General features: G+C 38.1%; 16 protein-coding genes. 1 reads left to right on the top strand and 15 read right to left on the bottom strand.

What is annotated here, in order from left to right; genetic code table 11:
- Position 1: 1 nt before the first annotated feature.
- On the top strand, positions 2 to 3,109 hold the full coding sequence (locus ACHZAX_RS10910; RefSeq protein WP_320019131.1) for an AsmA-like C-terminal region-containing protein: 3,108 nt from the start codon (positions 2 to 4) through the stop codon (positions 3,107 to 3,109).
- A gap of 320 nt (positions 3,110 to 3,429) precedes the next feature.
- On the opposite strand, the gene ACHZAX_RS10915 is transcribed toward ACHZAX_RS10910, so the two are convergent.
- The 15 genes from ACHZAX_RS10915 to ACHZAX_RS10985 form a co-directional block, all read right to left on the bottom strand.
- Entirely contained in the window at positions 3,430 to 4,125 is a 696-nt protein-coding gene (locus tag ACHZAX_RS10915; RefSeq protein ID WP_320019132.1) for a rubrerythrin family protein, read from the bottom strand.
- A 99-nt stretch (positions 4,126 to 4,224) separates the two neighbouring features.
- On the bottom strand, positions 4,225 to 5,601 hold the full coding sequence (locus tag ACHZAX_RS10920; protein WP_320019133.1) for a sensor histidine kinase: 1,377 nt from the start codon (positions 5,599 to 5,601) through the stop codon (positions 4,225 to 4,227).
- On the bottom strand, positions 5,598 to 6,275 hold the full coding sequence (locus tag ACHZAX_RS10925) for a response regulator transcription factor (RefSeq protein ID WP_320019134.1): 678 nt from the start codon (positions 6,273 to 6,275) through the stop codon (positions 5,598 to 5,600). Before ACHZAX_RS10925 ends, ACHZAX_RS10920 begins: the two co-directional genes overlap by 4 nt.
- Positions 6,276 to 6,337: 62 nt before the next feature.
- Positions 6,338 to 6,817 carry a DUF2231 domain-containing protein gene (locus ACHZAX_RS10930; protein WP_320019135.1) on the bottom strand — a complete coding sequence of 160 codons (480 nt, stop codon included), beginning with the start codon at positions 6,815 to 6,817 and terminating at the stop codon, positions 6,338 to 6,340.
- A 228-nt stretch (positions 6,818 to 7,045) separates the two neighbouring features.
- Positions 7,046 to 7,909, bottom strand: coding sequence for an SDR family oxidoreductase (locus tag ACHZAX_RS10935; RefSeq protein ID WP_320019136.1), 864 nt, complete (start codon positions 7,907 to 7,909; stop codon positions 7,046 to 7,048).
- A gap of 53 nt (positions 7,910 to 7,962) precedes the next feature.
- A complete protein-coding gene (locus tag ACHZAX_RS10940) occupies positions 7,963 to 8,544 on the bottom strand; it encodes a Crp/Fnr family transcriptional regulator (RefSeq protein WP_320019137.1) in 582 nt (193 codons plus the stop codon).
- A 150-nt stretch (positions 8,545 to 8,694) separates the two neighbouring features.
- Positions 8,695 to 9,735 (bottom strand): serine hydrolase domain-containing protein, encoded by a 1,041-nt coding sequence (locus tag ACHZAX_RS10945; protein ID WP_320019138.1) that lies wholly within the window; start codon positions 9,733 to 9,735, stop codon positions 8,695 to 8,697.
- Between the two features lie 137 nt (positions 9,736 to 9,872).
- Positions 9,873 to 10,919, bottom strand: a complete 1,047-nt coding sequence (locus tag ACHZAX_RS10950) for a beta galactosidase jelly roll domain-containing protein (protein ID WP_320019139.1) — start codon at positions 10,917 to 10,919, stop codon at positions 9,873 to 9,875.
- Between the two features lie 49 nt (positions 10,920 to 10,968).
- Complete coding sequence (locus ACHZAX_RS10955; RefSeq protein ID WP_320019140.1) at positions 10,969 to 12,045, bottom strand: glycoside hydrolase; 1,077 nt, start codon at positions 12,043 to 12,045, stop codon at positions 10,969 to 10,971.
- A 36-nt stretch (positions 12,046 to 12,081) separates the two neighbouring features.
- Positions 12,082 to 12,450 (bottom strand): hypothetical protein, encoded by a 369-nt coding sequence (locus ACHZAX_RS10960; protein ID WP_320019141.1) that lies wholly within the window; start codon positions 12,448 to 12,450, stop codon positions 12,082 to 12,084.
- Positions 12,451 to 12,888: 438 nt separating this feature from the next.
- Positions 12,889 to 13,575: a response regulator transcription factor gene (locus ACHZAX_RS10965; RefSeq protein WP_320019142.1), complete on the bottom strand. Its 687-nt coding sequence runs from the start codon at positions 13,573 to 13,575 to the stop codon at positions 12,889 to 12,891.
- Positions 13,576 to 13,605: 30 nt separating this feature from the next.
- The gene (locus tag ACHZAX_RS10970) at positions 13,606 to 15,150 is read right to left on the bottom strand and encodes a sensor histidine kinase (RefSeq protein WP_320019143.1); all 1,545 of its coding nucleotides are present in this window, start codon (positions 15,148 to 15,150) and stop codon (positions 13,606 to 13,608) included.
- Between the two features lie 120 nt (positions 15,151 to 15,270).
- Positions 15,271 to 16,344 (bottom strand): ACR3 family arsenite efflux transporter, encoded by a 1,074-nt coding sequence (arsB, locus tag ACHZAX_RS10975; RefSeq protein ID WP_320019144.1) that lies wholly within the window; start codon positions 16,342 to 16,344, stop codon positions 15,271 to 15,273.
- Between the two features lie 3 nt (positions 16,345 to 16,347).
- Positions 16,348 to 16,770, bottom strand: coding sequence for an arsenate reductase ArsC (locus tag ACHZAX_RS10980; protein WP_101311327.1), 423 nt, complete (start codon positions 16,768 to 16,770; stop codon positions 16,348 to 16,350).
- Positions 16,771 to 16,968: 198 nt separating this feature from the next.
- Positions 16,969 to 17,298, bottom strand: coding sequence for an ArsR/SmtB family transcription factor (locus ACHZAX_RS10985; RefSeq protein WP_101311326.1), 330 nt, complete (start codon positions 17,296 to 17,298; stop codon positions 16,969 to 16,971).
- Between the last annotated feature and the right edge of the window lie 49 nt (positions 17,299 to 17,347).

Raw genomic sequence — 17,347 nt, forward strand, 5'->3', positions numbered from 1 at the left:
AATGCGGATAGTAAAAAAGGTTGGAATAGCTTTACTGGTATTAATTTTTGTAGTAACAATAGCTGCGGCAATAGCCTTGTGGACTATTTTTACGCCGGAAAAATTAACACCAATAGTTAATAAACAGGCAAAAAATTATTTAGCCTGCCATACGGTCATCGAAAAAGTTGAACCCACTTTTTTTAGTACCTATCCGTTTTTTGGCATTGAGCTAACGAATCTCTGTTTAACCGGGAATAATAATTCTGTAAAAACAGATACCCTCTTATACGCTCAAAAATGCTTTGCCTCGCTAAATGTTAAGTCGTATTTATTCGACGGCAATATAAAGCTTAACCCGTTTTTGGTTGAAAATGGGTATTTGAATTTTAAAACAGACTCATCCGGGCAGTCTAATTTCGATATTTTTAAAAGCAGTTCCGATGCTGCAGATGCTGATTCTGAAGCCTCTTCATTGGGTGATATCGACATCAGCAATGTAGAATTTACAAATTTTAATGCCGATTATGCGGATGAGACTACATTTAGAAAGGCTGCTGTTATCAACGGAAATGCTGCGCTCGGGTTTGTATATACCAAGGGGAAACAATCTTTTGATTTGGACCTGCAAGTCAACCGATTGCTGTTTACAACATCCGACTCGATGGCTCTTCGTATTGATGCCAAAAACTGTGATCTGAAAATGACAGGGAAGGCAACGGACAAAAACCGTTTCAATTCTGATGCAAAACTTGTTTGTAAGGAATTGTCTCTTGCTATGGCTGGCGATACTATTTTATCTAAGCTAAAATTGGACACTCACCTGCCTTGTACTGTAAACATCGCCGAAAACAGTTTTGATTTAAAAGAGGCAAAACTGATTGTGAACAATGAGCAGGAAGTATCATGCAATGGGATTGTAAAAATACAGTCTGATAATTCGATTGCCACCAACCTAAACTACGCAACCAACGAATTGGATGTAGAAAAAATTATGGCTCTCGTTCCCAAAGCCTATTCGGCTCCCTTAAAAGATATCAGGGCTAAAGGTTATGCACAACTATCCGGATCGGTTACAGGTCTGTATTCGGACACAAGCTATCCTCTTGTAAGCACAAACATAGAGTACAATAAGGGAGAAATTAACTATGCCGCTTATCCAAAAGTGAAGGATATCAAATTATCGATGTCGGCGAAGGTGGATGTAAATAAAAACCAGACTTCAGATATTACTGTACACAGCAGTTCGTCCAAAATACTAAACAGCAGAATTTCTGTTACAGGAAATATCTCGGACATTTTGGAAATACCCCGCTACGACATCTATTCGAAGGGTGATGTTAACCTGTCCGATTTTCAGTCGTTTGTACCCAAAGGTCAGAATGTAATTGTTCGGGGTTGGGTAAATGGAAATCTGCATACCCGGTTTTCTCAGGCTGATTTGGATCAGGAGGCATATCACCGTATCTATTTAACCGGCGATTTCAATACCCGCGATTTTGATGCCGTTTATAACGACACAACAAAGGTAAACCTCCCTTCGGCAAAAATTAAGCTTACTTTACCGAGCCAAGCCAGAGCAGATAAAAACCTTCTGTTTGCAAACATCAAAATGAATGCACCAAACTTTACCATGCACCTATCTCCTGCCATGAGTGCGGTGACTGAGAATCTTGAGCTTTCTGTGTCCATCAATCATCCGGCAAAAGGAGCCCCGGCACCCATAACGTCGTGTATTTTTAAATTGGGCAGTCTTACTGCTGTGTCCGATACTTTATCGGTTAGCGCAAGCAATGCAAACGGACGATTCGAATACGTTCCAGGCCTTAACGGAAAACAAGAGATTGCGTTGATTAATTCTACAATTTACAGTGATGAAATTGCAGCTGCCGGCAAAGACTCTATTCTGTTTGATGCTAAAAACCTATATGCAAAAACGAATCTGAAGTACGACGACTCGCAAAATAATATCATTCTTAAATGGCAGCCCGAAATGGCAATCAGTTTCTCCGATGCAATTTATAATTTGAGTGAACAGCTAAAGGGTAAAATTCCCAACATCTCGTTTACACTTAATCAAGACAGTATGGAGATTCAAAAAGCGGCTTTAACTTTGGGTAATTCCGACTTTAGCCTTACGGGTCAGCTTACCAACATCTCCAACTATCTAAACGATCAGGCATTGCTGAAAGGAAACTTTAATTTGGTCTCTAAAAATACCGATGTATATCAGCTGATGGACATTTTTAACGGCGTGGGCAGTCAGGATTCTACTCTTGCCGGCAATAAAGATGTTTCGCCCGAAGACGATCCGTTTATGGTGCCAAAAGGTGTCGAAATTCGATTGAACACAACAATTGCCAAAACTGTAGTAAATAATAATGTAATCGAAAACATTAAAGGAGGACTTACTGTAAAAGATGGTACCCTTATTCTCGATCAGATGGGTTTCACCAGCCGGGCTGCCAACATGCAGTTAACGGCAATGTACCGTTCCGACAGAAAAAACCACCTCTTTAGCGGCATCGACTTTCATCTTTTAGATATTGATATTGCTGAATTAATTGCTCTGATTCCTTCTGTTGACTCAATGATTCCCATGCTGAAATCATTCAAAGGGAAAGGCGAATTTCATTTGGCCGGAGAAACCTATCTTAAGAGCGATTATTCTCTTAAACAATCTACAATTCGTGGTGCGGCAGCTTTCCAGGGACAGGAACTAACCCTTATGGATACCGAAACATTCGACATGATTGCCAAAAAATTACTGTTTAAGAAAAAAACAGCAAATGTGATAGACAGCCTTAGTGTTGAAATGACTCTGTTTAAAGACGAAATTGATCTGTATCCTTTCCTTATTGTAATGGACAAGTACAAAGCAGTTATTTCGGGACGTCATAATATGGATAACAGCTTTAACTATCACATATCGGTAACAGATACTCCTCTACCCGTTCGATTGGGACTAAATGTGACCGGAACAATAGATAACCTGAAATACGACCTTGTGGAGTGCAAGTACAAACACTTGTACAATCCACAAAAACAAGGGGCACTGGAGGAGCAAACCTTACGTTTGAAAAAGCTGATTTCGGAATCGCTTAAAGAAAATGTTAAGGAGATTAAATAGAGTGTTACAAGGAGAAAAAGGAACAAGGAACAAGGAACAAGAAACAAGGAAAAAGGAGAAAAGAACAAGGAGAAAGGAACAAGGAGAAAGGAACAAGGAGAAAGGAGAAAGGAACAAGAAAACCAGCAAACAGCCAGCCGTGATCAATTCGTTGACTTTATTGATTACACAATCGTAATTTAGGGCTTAGTTTACAGAGAAATATAAAAATCCTGACAGTAGAAATGCTTGTCAGGTTTTTTTTATTGTAGAATACAATTAGGTCCGGCAGAATACATTGATGCATCCTGCCGGACCTTGTTTGTGTGTTGCTGTATAAATTATAAACTGTTTATTTTAATGAATTTTTCGGAGCCGGTCATTGAAATACCACAACGTTCAGAAGGTGTTTGGTCGTAGGTGTTTCCGCAGGTAGGACATATATAGTAAACCTTGGGTAATTCATTCACGGTGTTGTTATTAAGTGCGAGTAAAGCATTCCTGTACATTGCCTGATGTTTTTTCTCCACCTCGAAGGCGTAATTAAAACTTATTTGTGCCAATTGGGTTTTCGAGTTGGCCGCATCCTGCAAAAAATCAGGATACATAGTGGTCACCTCATACGATTCCCCTTCAATAGCATCCTGCAGATTCTCGCCGGTTGTTTTTACCGTAAATTCAGGTGTGATGTTTGGAACTGCTCCTCCTAATTCCACGATAACAGATTTATGATTATTGGCATGTACCTTTTCGGCCTTCGATGCGGCTGCAAACAGCAAAGCGATGTTATGATTTCCCTCCTGCTCCGCTTTTTTAGAATAAGCTGCATATTTGGCTGATGCCGTGGTTTCCCCTTTAAATGCATCCTGCAGATCTGCCATTGTTTTTGCCTTGGCTTCGTTAGGTGCTATCTGCTTTTCTTTACTTTCGGCAGCTACGGGGTTTTGTAATTTTGCTTCTTTTTTGTTTCCTGTGTTACATGAACTGAGGATGCCGATAACTACGGCTAATGCTGATAAGGATAAAAGCTTTTTCATTTTTATTCTTTTTTTTGTTTTAATTAATAATATACAATGCAAATATGGCACGTATACCATTAAAGCTTCCTTTAGCCTTTCTTAAAATCAGCTTAAAAATTATCCATTAAAATGGAGATGGAATTGAGTTCCCCGGTTTATCTGACTGTCTGCCTGTATTTGTATTCCCTGAATACCGGCGAGCATTTTAACAATGTACAATCCCAATCCGGTACTTTGCACCAAAGTACTTCCGGGAACGTCTACCCGGTAAAAACGATTAAAAATATGGGGCAAATGTTCCTGAGGAATACCAGGTCCGTTGTCGCTAATCGATAAAATTCCGGTATCGGCCTGCCAGTTACAAACCAACTGCCCCTGTTTGTATCCGTATTTAACAGCATTGCTAACCAGGTTCTCCATAATCATTTCAAGCAATCCAAAATCCGCTTGAACCACTGTGTCCTCCGGAATATCCAATTTCAGAATCATCTGCTTGCTGTTCATCTGCAGGCGCCATCTGTTTTTAACAGCAAGCAACATATCATACAGATTAACAGGTTTCTTAACAATTGAAAGATTTCCCGAATCCAACCGGGCTAAATAAAGCAACTGGTTAATAATATGATTTATAGAATCAACTTCGTGAATTACCTGCCTCACTTTTTCCTCGTATTGCTGCGGCTCCCGTGTTTTGCGAATAAGTACTTCCAGGGTTCCTTTAATACTGGTAAGCGGCGTGCGCAGTTCGTGCGAAATATCTGCTGTAATCTGCTTCTCACGGCTGCGTCCGGTTTCAATTCGTTCCAACAGGGCATTAATAGTGGTCGTAAGATGGTAAATTTCGTCGTGATGAACCGGCAAAGGTAAACGTGGATCAATATTGTTATAATTCATTTTTTCAGCGTAAGCAATCAACTGCTTAACAGGAGCTATACTTCGAGATGCCACCAGCGATGTTACCCCGTAAAAAAACAATAACATCAGCGGAAACGCTGCAAAAAAGGTATTCCGCAGATTGGTAAGAATTAATATGGAATCGACCTGGGAAATTCCAATATCTAGTTGTCCGATTATTTTACCACCTTCAGTTTTGATGGGAAATTGTCCTTGTCGGATCTTTTTCCCATTGAACTCTACATTAAAAAACAACTCCTCAGTCAGGGAATCAGCAAACTGTAACTTATCGTTCTCTAAATTCCGCGAATGAAAGATCACAGTTCCCCGGTCATCCACCATCTGTAAAAAAATGGGATCCACTTCTGCTCTATTGTGTTCCATCTCTTCCCACTCGGCATTCAGACTAAACACCAGAGAATCACCAACAGTGCTTATCTGCGAAAACAATTCCCCCTTTTCTTCCAGGATATTACTATCGAGGTGCCGGTACGTAGTAATGTAAACCACAGCATACACGGCAGCGAATACCACCAACATGGTAATGGCTGCTGCAACGGTATTAAAAAGGGCTATTCGGTTTTTAAAATGCAGGTTCATGCTTCCTCATTTATACGGTATCCAACTCCCCGAATGGTTTCAATAAACGATTCGCTGTTTTTATCATCGAGTTTTTTGCGGAGTGCATTGATGTACACATCAATTACCGAGGTATCATAATCGAAATGTATATCCCACACTTTCTCGATGATGCGGGTGCGCCGACTTACTTTTCCCTTGTTGCGCAGTAAAAATTCAAGCAAGGCAAATTCCTTTTGAGTCAGTTCCACATTTTCATCGGCTTTACTTACACGGTGCGAATCTACATCGAGAATGATCTCCTTGTATCGAAAGACCGAATTTTCTCCGCTTTTTCCGCGCATCAGTACCCGAATTCGGGCTAGTAATTCGTCAAAAGCAAAAGGTTTCCGAATGTAATCATTGGCTCCGGCTTCAAGCCCAAAAACAGCATCGTCGGTGGTATCACGCGCGGTAAGAAAAATAACCGGTACCGCGTGACTCTCTTTACGAATATTCCGGCATATTTCTATTCCGCTCATACCTGGCAGCATCCAATCAAGAATTATGGTATCATATTCTTCCAGATTATCCAGAGCTAATTGCAGACCTGTTTTTCCATTATCGGCCACATCAACGGCAAAACCCTCCTCTTCCAACCCATCTTTAAGGAAATTGGAAATGGAGGTTTCGTCTTCGACTAATAAAATTCGCATATGTTTTGTTTAAATATTACACATTATTCTTCATTTTCATCAACGTGTTCTACCAAAATGACCTAATCATCATCCTCATCGTTCTGTAAGGAATCAAAATTACCAATACCTAATTCCACACCTGCGGCATGTTTAAACACCAGCTGACCTCCCAAATAACCTGTACGGGCAACACTACCGGCAGAGGCGAACAACAAAGTAAAAGCCAGAATTTTTAGCCAGCGCATTTCATTTTTAATATAATAGAGAACAATTTTTACTCCCGCCGCTGCCATGGTTAACCATAGAGTAAAGGCTGCAGATTCTTCATGAGCCTCCAGTGCCCGTTGTAAAGAACCTCCATCCATACCATCGCCGGCAGCATCGCCCGTAAGATAGGCTGCAACAGCCCCTAAGCCTGCCAATACTATAATATAAAACGAAACCTGAAGATAAAATTGTTTCTTAAATATAATTCCAATTAGTTCCGATACAAATGCCACCAATACCAAGGCAACCGGAAAATGAACAATCATTGCATGTAAATGTGTCGCTGTAAACATCGTTTCAGTTTTTAAAAGTTTATACAAATATTAGTACTTCCCCTTTTAAATTGGCTTAAGCAAAACTTAAAATCAGCTTAAAATTTCAGTTTAGAATCTACCATTGTCTGTTTAATTGGGCGGACAACGGCAGATTACACAGTCATTTTCCTTCAATCTGCAATGAAATCCAGACGAACTGCAAAGATTGACATTCCACGCTTCCTACACCATTCCTTACACAAAATGTCAGGCTAAGTTTTTATTAACCTGTTCGTTAAAAAAGTCTTTTAATTTGTGTTTCCCGTATTGTGGTGCCTGCATATCCATTCCCATTACTGTCATAAAAAATTCAATAGGCCCGTATGTTTTTGAGTTAGTAACTGCTCGAACAGCACAAAGAGCAAATTTTCTTATCCAATCTGAAAGATGGACGATTTTTACCGGCTTCGAATAAGCTTTCAGCGCCAATTCTGCAATTTCATTTTGTGAAAGTATATCGGGACCTCCAACATTAATTTCTTTTGTTGCCTGATTTATTGCACCCACCACTATTTTTGCTAAATCCTCACCGTGAATTGGATTTAGTTTTAGTTTCCCATTGCCAAAGAGATAAACCTTTCCTCCTTTTGCCATTTTTAAAAAATCACCCATATCAGAGAAAAATCCGTTTGGTCTGATGATGCAAAAATCCAATCCCGAAGATTTCAAATAATCGCCTAATTTTTCTTTGGCTTCACAAATTTTTAAGTTCCTAAGCTTTTCTCCGTTTAAAACCGATATATAAATGAATTTTTTTGCTCCGCTTTTTTTGGCTTCATCAATTAAGTTTGCATTTGCCTGGTAATCGACATCCATATAGGTAAGGCCATCTTTTTGACGGGTAATTCCAACAGCACTAATTACAATATCTATGTCGTTACAAATACCTTTTAATGTTTCAGAATTAGTTATTTGGGCCTCTACTATTTTCAAATTATCATGCTCCAATTGAATCTTTGTCTTATCGCGAACAATAATGCTTGTATCATATCCATCTGATACTAATTTTTTGGTTATGTATTGCCCCAGATAGCCTGTTGCTCCAGCTAATAATATTCTTTGCTTTTCCATAATTTATTTTTTTCAAAAATATAGAATGAGCATTTTTTTGCTCTTGACATTCGTCAAGAATTTCCTTTAGATAGTACTCTTTTTTTTATCCTGCTTAACGTTTCAGGTGAAACGCCCAAAAAAGAAGCGATGTATTGCTGCGGAACACGTTGAAATAATTCCCCATTAGTCTCCAAAAGTTCAATATACCTTTCTTCGGCCGATTTTGTAACAAATGATGCAATAATCCGTTGACAGACTATCAATTCATTTTCAGTGGCAATTCGGGCAATTAACTCAAATTTTGAAGATACTTCCAATAATTTTTCAATATTGGCTTTATCGAAAACATAGATCTCAGTTTTTTCTATTGCCTGATAATTTTCTCTTGCCGGAACATTGTATGTATAACTCTCTCCTGCACAAATAAATTGACCATCGGTGTAAAAGAAAGCAGTCCGGTCTTTCCCATCAACATTATAAAATAAACGAACACAGCCTTTGGTTACAAAGTATATTTCATTTGCTATTTTTCCTTCGGTAAACATTATTTCGTTTTTCTCAAAATGTCTCTTTTTTACGAAAAGCAGCATGTTTTCTTTTTCATACTCGCTTAACTTGGCGTAATCTTCAATATGTCTGATTAAATATTCCATTAATTGTTCGTATCTGCTAAAATTTTGCCTAACGGTAAATTAAGTGCTGCGTTGCGGATTGCGTGGTACTTTCCTTTCATGTTACGAAAAACAAAGCCGACTGCTACCGTTGAATTTACAGCTATTTCGATTATTGTTTCGATATATTGATTACGAGCTTTTTTTACTTTTCACTATTTTTACAATACGATTGTATACAATTTCCGCTAAATTCCAGTCGTATCCATCAAAGTTGGTTGTATTATTAAACTGAATGACAACTGTATCAATGTCTTTGTAGTATTTGGCAATACTCTGATAGCCAACAAGCAGACCTGTATGTTCGTACACGTAAATGGAGGAATAGATTTCCTGTTCCCCTTCATTAAACACTGAACCATCATTTAAAGCTCTTAAAAATTTACCCACATCCTCTGCAGTTGCCAGCATTAAACCTGTATATTCTGTTTTTAGATCCTCTTCAACTCCAACATAATAGCCACTCATCACATCGTCTATATCCACATCATGAAGCGAACCGAAGGTATTGTTAAGTTTGAGAGGAATCAAAATTTCTTCCTTTATATATTGCTGATGACTATAACCAAGCACTTTATCAATAAGATCCTCAATCAACATATAGTTGGTATTTGAATAACCATAATCTTCACCCGGTTCAAAGTCTGCGGGTAAATCCAGTGCGTATTCAAGTGTTTCCTGTCTGTTTTTGGGCGGTTTTTTCCAATAATCAGGATGGTCTACAAAATTGGGAATGCCACTTCGATGCTGCACCATCATTCTCAAAGTAATTTTATCAGCATTTTCAATTCTTCCCGCAAGTTCCGGAAAATAATCAGCGAGTGTTTTATCCAAGGACAAACGTCCTGCTTTAACTAATTTAGCAACAGCAACTGCGACATATAGCTTGGTAATGCTGGCAATCTTGAATAATGCCTGCGGGTAGGCAGGAATTTTGTTTTTTCGGTCATGCCAGCCTGCGGCATAAAATTCAGGTGGCTTCCCGGCTTGATCTACATAAACAATCATTCCATCAAATCCATGATCAATGGCTTCATTTATTTGTTCCTGAACCGTATCAGGCAATGGCAAAATCCAAGCCTTTACCAAAATCCATGGTACGAACCACAATGAGGATATGCTTGCAAGAATAAATGCAATTCTGAGTATTCTTTTTATTTGTTTCTTCGTCATAATATCATATTTTTCAGAACAATGCTCTTCATATCATTTATCTGTTGTTATTCGTTACTAATTCCACATAAATGACTTTTGATTTTTACATGAGATCTTTCACTTCTTCAAGCGTAAATTCTAATTAAAGGTGATAATTAGTTTCGTCTTCTTCTACTGTTCCAGTAGTTGATGTAATGATCTTGTGAAATTAAGCCAATGGAACCGGTATAGATTCCGCCTCCCTGTGTGGCGTCGTAAACACGCACAACAATTCTGTTAGCTCCTTTTTTAATCAGATTTACAGGCAGATAATAACCTCTTAGCTGCTGATAAGTATTTGAATAATGCTGCACCGTTGAAGGATCAAATTCACCGGATTGGCCAACCAACACTCCGTTTACAATTACCTGATCGAGATCATCAATTTTGCCCAAAACAAGAACCATTCTCTCTGCCAAAAACTTATCATTGGCATTAAAATCGAGAACGTAACAGGCATATCCATCGTAATTTTTATAACCCTGATTCTCCCAAAATCCAGGAACAATAATGTCATCCCAATTTACTACATTTTGCAGATCTTCATGGGCATAACGCCCCGTTTTAAACTTCCATTTGCCTTGTAAATCAATATCAACAGGTATTGCACTTCGGTCGATAACTACTGAAATATCACCACGGATGATGCCTCCTTCTCCCAAATCATCGTAAACACGAACGGCTACCACATTCTTTTCGCGCAGGTAGGCCGAAGGAATATTGTACACCCGGTTCGAATTGTAAGCTGTAGAATAATGGGGAGGAAAACTGCCCGATTGTCCGATTCGTATTCCATTCACAAAAACTTCATCCACATCATCAATATTTCCCAATTTAAGAAACAGACTCTGACCTTTTAACGAAGCTGAATAGCTAAAACTGGTTCTGTACCATGCAAATCCATCGTAACCATGAAATCCCTGATTCTCCCATGCCGAGGGAACATCAACCCGTTCCCAGTTGGAGTCATCATAATTAGGATCGGCCCATTTCGAATTGTCTCCAATTGAGAATTCCCAACGACCGTTTAAGTCAACCACTTTTTGATAATCCTGCGCTGAAATTTCACTGCCAAATACACAAACACACAGCATTACAAAAAGAAACTTCATCCATTGAATTATATGCTCACCCATTCTTATCATATCTTCTATATTGCACATTTACAAAACAGTTAGGGCTGTAAGTACAGCCCAGGAATTATTGCGGTAACTAATCAAACCAATAATCAATAAACTTTTCAAAACCCGAACGGTTGTCCTTGTACTCTCTTTTCACCATTTCCTCAGCCAGTTCGATATCGGCAATGCCGATTGGCCCCCGATAAATTCCACCTGGTCCGGTATAATCTTTAACCATCACCTCTATTACATTTACACCACTACTTTTCAGTAAGCCCTTTGGAATTTCGTAGGCCCGAAAAGTCAAATGATACGCATTATCATACCAATTACTACCTCTTTTGTACCCCATCCATATGATTCTCTCTCCATTTAAATACACCTCGTCCTCATCATCAATCACTCCAAGAATTAAAGCTTTTCCTGAAGTGTTCAAATCCGACGGATAGTTGAATTCTTTGGTATATTTGGCTTTTCCGTCTAAATCATTATAACCCCGGGCTTCCCAAAATCCGGGAACAAATATTTTTCCTTTTCGATAAGTTACACACTTTAAATTTCCTTGATCAACAGAGTTTCCGCATTCAAAATCCCAATAGCCCGTTAGGTCTATATCCATTCTCTCCTGATCTTTATCAATAAAAATACCTACTGGTCCTTGTGTAATTCCTCCATTTTGAATTTCATCATAGACTCTCACTGCAATTATGTTAGCGCCTCCTTTACGAAGCAAATTTGCTGGCACAGGATACATTCTTGGGATATCGTATGCTGTTCTCATTCTTGGCGGAAAATTACCCGATGCGCCTATTAGTTTCCCGTTCAGGTACACCTCATCCACATCATCAATATAACCCATGTATAAATAAAGGTACTCTCGGTTAAAAGCCTCCCTTATTTGAAAACTTTTACGATACCAGGCAAAACCATTGTAATCTTCATAGCCATTATCCTCCCAACTGTTAGGAACAAATACATTTTGCCAATCGGAATCATCGTAATCAGGGATGGCCCTTGCAGGGTCATCCCCAATTGAAAATTTCCAGTTTCCTTCCAGATTCACCAAACTTTTCAGATTCTCGGATTGTATCTTACCCACTTGAAAAATCAAGTACAAAAGTAGAATACTTACCTTCCAAGTTTGGTTTTTACAGATCACTCTATTCATTTCTTATCTCCTCTAATTTATACAAACACTTCCGGTCTACCATCTCAGCATTTTAAATTTAACCTTAAGGGCTAATTCTTCTCCAACCAGACCGGGAATCGCCTTAATTTTTGCATCCTCCATTGTTTTGCGAACGGCTTTTTTCAGTTCTTCATTAAAACCAATTACTTTACTCACCACAACCCGGTTATTTTCATTTATTGTACAACGCAAAACTATTAGTTCAGATTCTCCAAGATCAATAATATCTGCAAAATTTGTTTGCGATACTGATTTGTGGATTTTATCCAGTAAAATACTTTTCTCTTTCTCTATTTTTTGTTGATCGGGAGTTGTTGCCATTCCCAAATTTGCAGCTAACAGTAAACATACCAATGCGAAAAATGCTGTTCTTATTGTTTTCATCATCCTAATTTTTAAGTTACCAATCAATTTTAAGTTTTTAAAAGAGAATGGAGTCGTACGCCCACCATTCAATCTATCTTAACTTTCTATTGGTAAAATTAGGCTACTGAAAAATCATTTGTGTCACCCCCAGGTTATAAGATGTCATCAATTGTCACCTACCTAAGTAAAAAGCTCAAAGTAATAAGGATAAAGGTTTTGATGATTAAATCAATAGTAACTTCTCAAACTCCCATTCCCTGTCGAATCCGAGAAATCTACCGGAATCCATAAAAATGGGAAATCTTAAACTAAACCCCGAGCTAAAGCACAGGCAATGAATTTTTTCACTTGATACTTGATTCTTGTTACTTTGTACTTGTTCCTTTCGACTTTCAGCTTTTTGACCTTTCCAGACCTTTCGACCTTTCAAGACCTTTCCAGACCCTTCCAGACTTTCTATACCACCAAGCGATAACCAACACCATGCACGGTTAATATTATTTTTGCATGATTTGGATCCTGCTCAATCTTGTGTCTTAGCTTCAAAATAAAATTATCTATTGTTCGGGATGTTGGCTGATATTCCGTTCCCCAGATATGATCCAAAAGATCATCGCGACTAACAATCGTATTCTTGTTGTTCCACAGATAATTCAATATTTCAACCTCTTTGTGCGACATTTTCACTTCCTGCTGATCGACAAATCCTTCGAAAGAAGAAAAATTGATAGACAAATTTCCGATCTCAACTGAAGTATCGGCTTTGCCTTCTGTCCTGTTTTCTGTACGCCTTAACACTGCACGTATTCGGGCTAATAATTCGCGCAAGCTAAATGGTTTGGTTATGTAATCATCAGCGCCAAACTCCAATCCCAATACTTTATCGATCTCCTCGCCTCTTGCCGTCAGCAAAATTATTGGAGTAGAGATTCCCTTTTTGCGAGCTTGCTTACAAATATCAAATCCAGAAATTTTCGGAAGCATTACATCCAAGAGTACCAGAGAATATGCATTTCCCAAGATTTTATCCAGTCCAATTTCGCCATCCTCTGCAACATCCACCTGATATCCCTCAAACTCCAGATTATCTTTTAGTCCCATTAACATGCCGGGCTCGTCTTCCACAATTAGTATTGGTTTCATCTTTTATAATTTTATATCTCTTTTGTTTTTCTATTTCAGAGGAAAACTTAGCGTAAAACAAGTTCCGTTCTCTTTTGAGCTTTGAACAGTTATCCTTCCATTGTGCGCATCCATAATGTGCCTTACAATGCTCAAACCAATTCCCGAACCTTTTACTTTGTTTGCCAAATCACCCGAGCTTACTCTATAGAATTTATCGAAAATCAAGGGCTGATCTTTTTTAGAAATCCCTATTCCAAAATCGATCACATTGATGTTGGCAAACTCCAAGTCGGTATTGCATGCAATCTCAATCCTCCTGGTCTCCCCACTGTATTTCACGGCATTATCAATCAAGTTGATAATTGCTTCGGAAACAGCTTCTTTGTCAATAATTAGCTTTGGCAACTCATCAAAAGCTTCAAATTTAATTTCAAAGCCTTTTTTATGAAGGTGCTGTCCGTAATTTTCGAGAATTGTTTCTATTTCCGCATTAATATCCGCTTCCTTAAAATGGTATTCCCGTTTACCGCTTTCAATTTTACTGAAATTAAGGATATTATTCACCATGTTCGACAAACGGTTGGCTTCGGTGTTAATCACCTTATAATATTCCTTCTTTTTTTCTTCGGATGGCAGGCGTCCCATTTCCAAGGTCTCCGAATACATATTTATCAGTGCCAACGGCGTTCTTATTTCGTGCGATACATTCGATATGAAATCCGATTTTAATTGGGTCAGCTTCATTTGTTGTCGGATGTTCCGATAAACAAACCAGGCGCCCAACAAAAGAATCAGATCCATCACAATCAGCATAATTATATTGGTATTTGTTCTTTCCCGCACCAAATCCTCAATGGTATTTCCTTTCATCTGAATACCTAAATCGTAAGCAGGGAACAGCCAAATCTGTCTGCGTTGCTGAATATTCTTTTCACCTTCATCGAAAACAACATTGGAATAAATTTCAGCATTTAACTTTTTATCAATCACCGAAATAAAAAACTGATCTTGTGCAATTCCCTGAATTTTCGGGCCCAAATTTTCTTTAATAAACTTCTTGGTATCTATAAGCAGTAGAACCGTTTCCACGGATAAAGAATCAACAGTTCGTGCAAATGCAAACAGACTTTTCCCTTTCCTGTTAAAGTCCAGAACCTCTATTTTCTGATAACCGCTTTTAATGTATTCTTGTAATCTTTCAATATTGCCCGCATTATTGGTAAAAGCATTTTCCAGATTCCTTTTGAGAATCGTGATGCTGTCTTCAGGAATTTTTTCTTTCGCGAAGAGTTGATGTTTTAAAGAATCGATCAGAAAAAAAGCATCTATCGAATAATTTTTAGACACTAATAATTTTATTTCTGTTTCGACACCATATTTTCCTTTATCGAGCTGATTGGCCCAACCACTGATAACATCGTCGGAATACTGATTGACAGAAAACAGAATGGACTCTAACTGACTGGAATAAACAGAATCAATAACTGCCTCATTTTGATTGATGTTACTGATCTCGTATGCAGAGAAAAACAAGGAAGGCAAAACCAATATAAGGGTAAGGAGTATGCCGATTTTCAATCCAGGCTTAATCATATAATTGTTTTTTGTATTTCAAATATAAGGAATATTACTCATTGTATTCAATATGATCAAAGCATAAAAAAAGTCACGGTTCCATACGAGCCGTGACTTTTTTTTATTGATAAGATTTTGTTAATTATCAGCACACTTAACAACATCTATTTTCCCTTTATAGTACTTATCTTTTAATCTCAGCGAAACATTTACCAAGGCGATTAATACAGGCACCTCAACCAGCGGCCCAATAACTGCGGCAAATGCAACACCCGAATCTATCCCAAAAACGGCAATAGCTACTGCGATGGCCAATTCAAAATTGTTACTGGCTGCTGTAAACGATAAACTAGCTGTTTTGGCATATCCTGCTTTAAATTTCTTTCCCATAAAAAAGGAAATTACAAACATGATCACAAAATAAATCACCAGCGGAATTGCAATCCGAACCACATCAAACGGCAGCTGAACAATGTATTCTCCTTTTAACGAGAACATCACAAAAATGGTAAACAACAAAGCAAATAAGGTAAGAGGACTTATTTTAGGTATAAATTTCTTCTGATACCAATCCTTGCCTTTTGCTTTAATTCCAAAGTATCGGGTAATCATTCCGGCGAAAAATGGAATTCCCAGATAAATCATTACGCTTTCCGCAATATCTCCCATGGAAACATCAACAACAGAACCTTCCAAACCAAAATATCCAGGCAATACAGTAATGAACACATAGGCATAAACAGAGAAAAACAATACCTGAAAGATGCTGTTAAAGGCGACTAAACCGGCGGCATATTCAGGATCTCCTTTTGCCAAATCATTCCAGACAATTACCATCGCAATACATCTGGCCAAACCTATCAATATCAATCCTGTCATGTATTCCGGATAATCCTGAAGAAAAATAATAGCCAAAGCAAACATCAAAGTTGGTCCCAAGATCCAATTCTGTACTAAAGAGAGAATCAATATCTTCCGGTTTTTGAAAACATCCTTTAGTTCTTCATATTTTACTTTTGCAAGTGGTGGATACATCATGATTACCAATCCGATGGCAATTGGAACATTTGTGGTTCCAACCGATAATTTGTTCCAAAATCCAGACATGGCAGGAAAAAAATACCCCATTCCAACACCAATTGCCATCGCCGCAAATATCCATACGGTAAGATATCTGTCTAAAAACGATAATTTCTTATTTAAAGCTCCCATGTTTTATTTTTTTAGGATGTATTCCTCATTAAATTTTGCGAAATCCCTGCGGATTTCATCACGCACTCTTCTAAATACATTGAAAATTTCTTCTTCAGTTCCCTCTGCATAAGCCGGATCGTCGAATCCAATGTGTAACCGGGTTCCAACTGGTCCAGTAAATGCAGGACAAGCATCTTTTGCTCCACCACACACTGAGATTAAAAAATCAACTCCATCTTTCAAGAATTCATCGACCATTTTTGGGCGAAATGAGCTAATATCAACTCCAATTTCAGCCATAGCTTTCACTGCCAAAGGATGTACCCGATCTGCAATTTTAGTACCTGCCGAAACAACTTCCAATTCAGGGTTAATTTCACGTAAAATTGCTTCACCCATTTGACTTCTGCACGAATTTCCGGTACACAAAACCAATACTTTCATATAATTTGTTTTTTAGTTGCTATATAGCCTGTCCCGAATTTATCGGGAGAACTCCCAAATTACACTCACTCTCCTGTGTGCAACTCTTATATAAGGTCGTTTCATTTTTCTTCTTTAAATATGAAATGCGAAGACTTAGTTATGGGCACATTGCAGCACTCCACCTGCTCTTTTCACATTCTGATTTATATTACTTATTTATAAACAATTATTTTCTTCTTCAGGAGTTATTTCCTCCAAAAGATCACCAAATAATTGCTTCATTTTTTCAATCCCTTTTTTGTTCAAACAATACTTGATTTTTAAACCTTCAACTTCTCCCTTTATTAAACCGGCATGTTTTAAGTCTTTTAAATGCTGAGAAACAGTAGTTCTGCTCAGCGGTAGAAAGTCAGAAATATCACCTGAGATACAAGTTGGTGTTGCAGCTAAAAACTGCAGAATTGCAATTCGTGCCGGATGTGACATTACTTTTGCAATTGCAGCTATTTCTTGCTGGCCTTTTTCGAATAAATCTAATTTCCTCATAGTTTCAATATTTCTAATGACGCAAACATACGACATAGACTTACAAATA

Source organism: Labilibaculum manganireducens (assembly GCF_963665805.2).
GTDB lineage: Bacteria > Bacteroidota > Bacteroidia > Bacteroidales > Marinifilaceae > Labilibaculum > Labilibaculum manganireducens.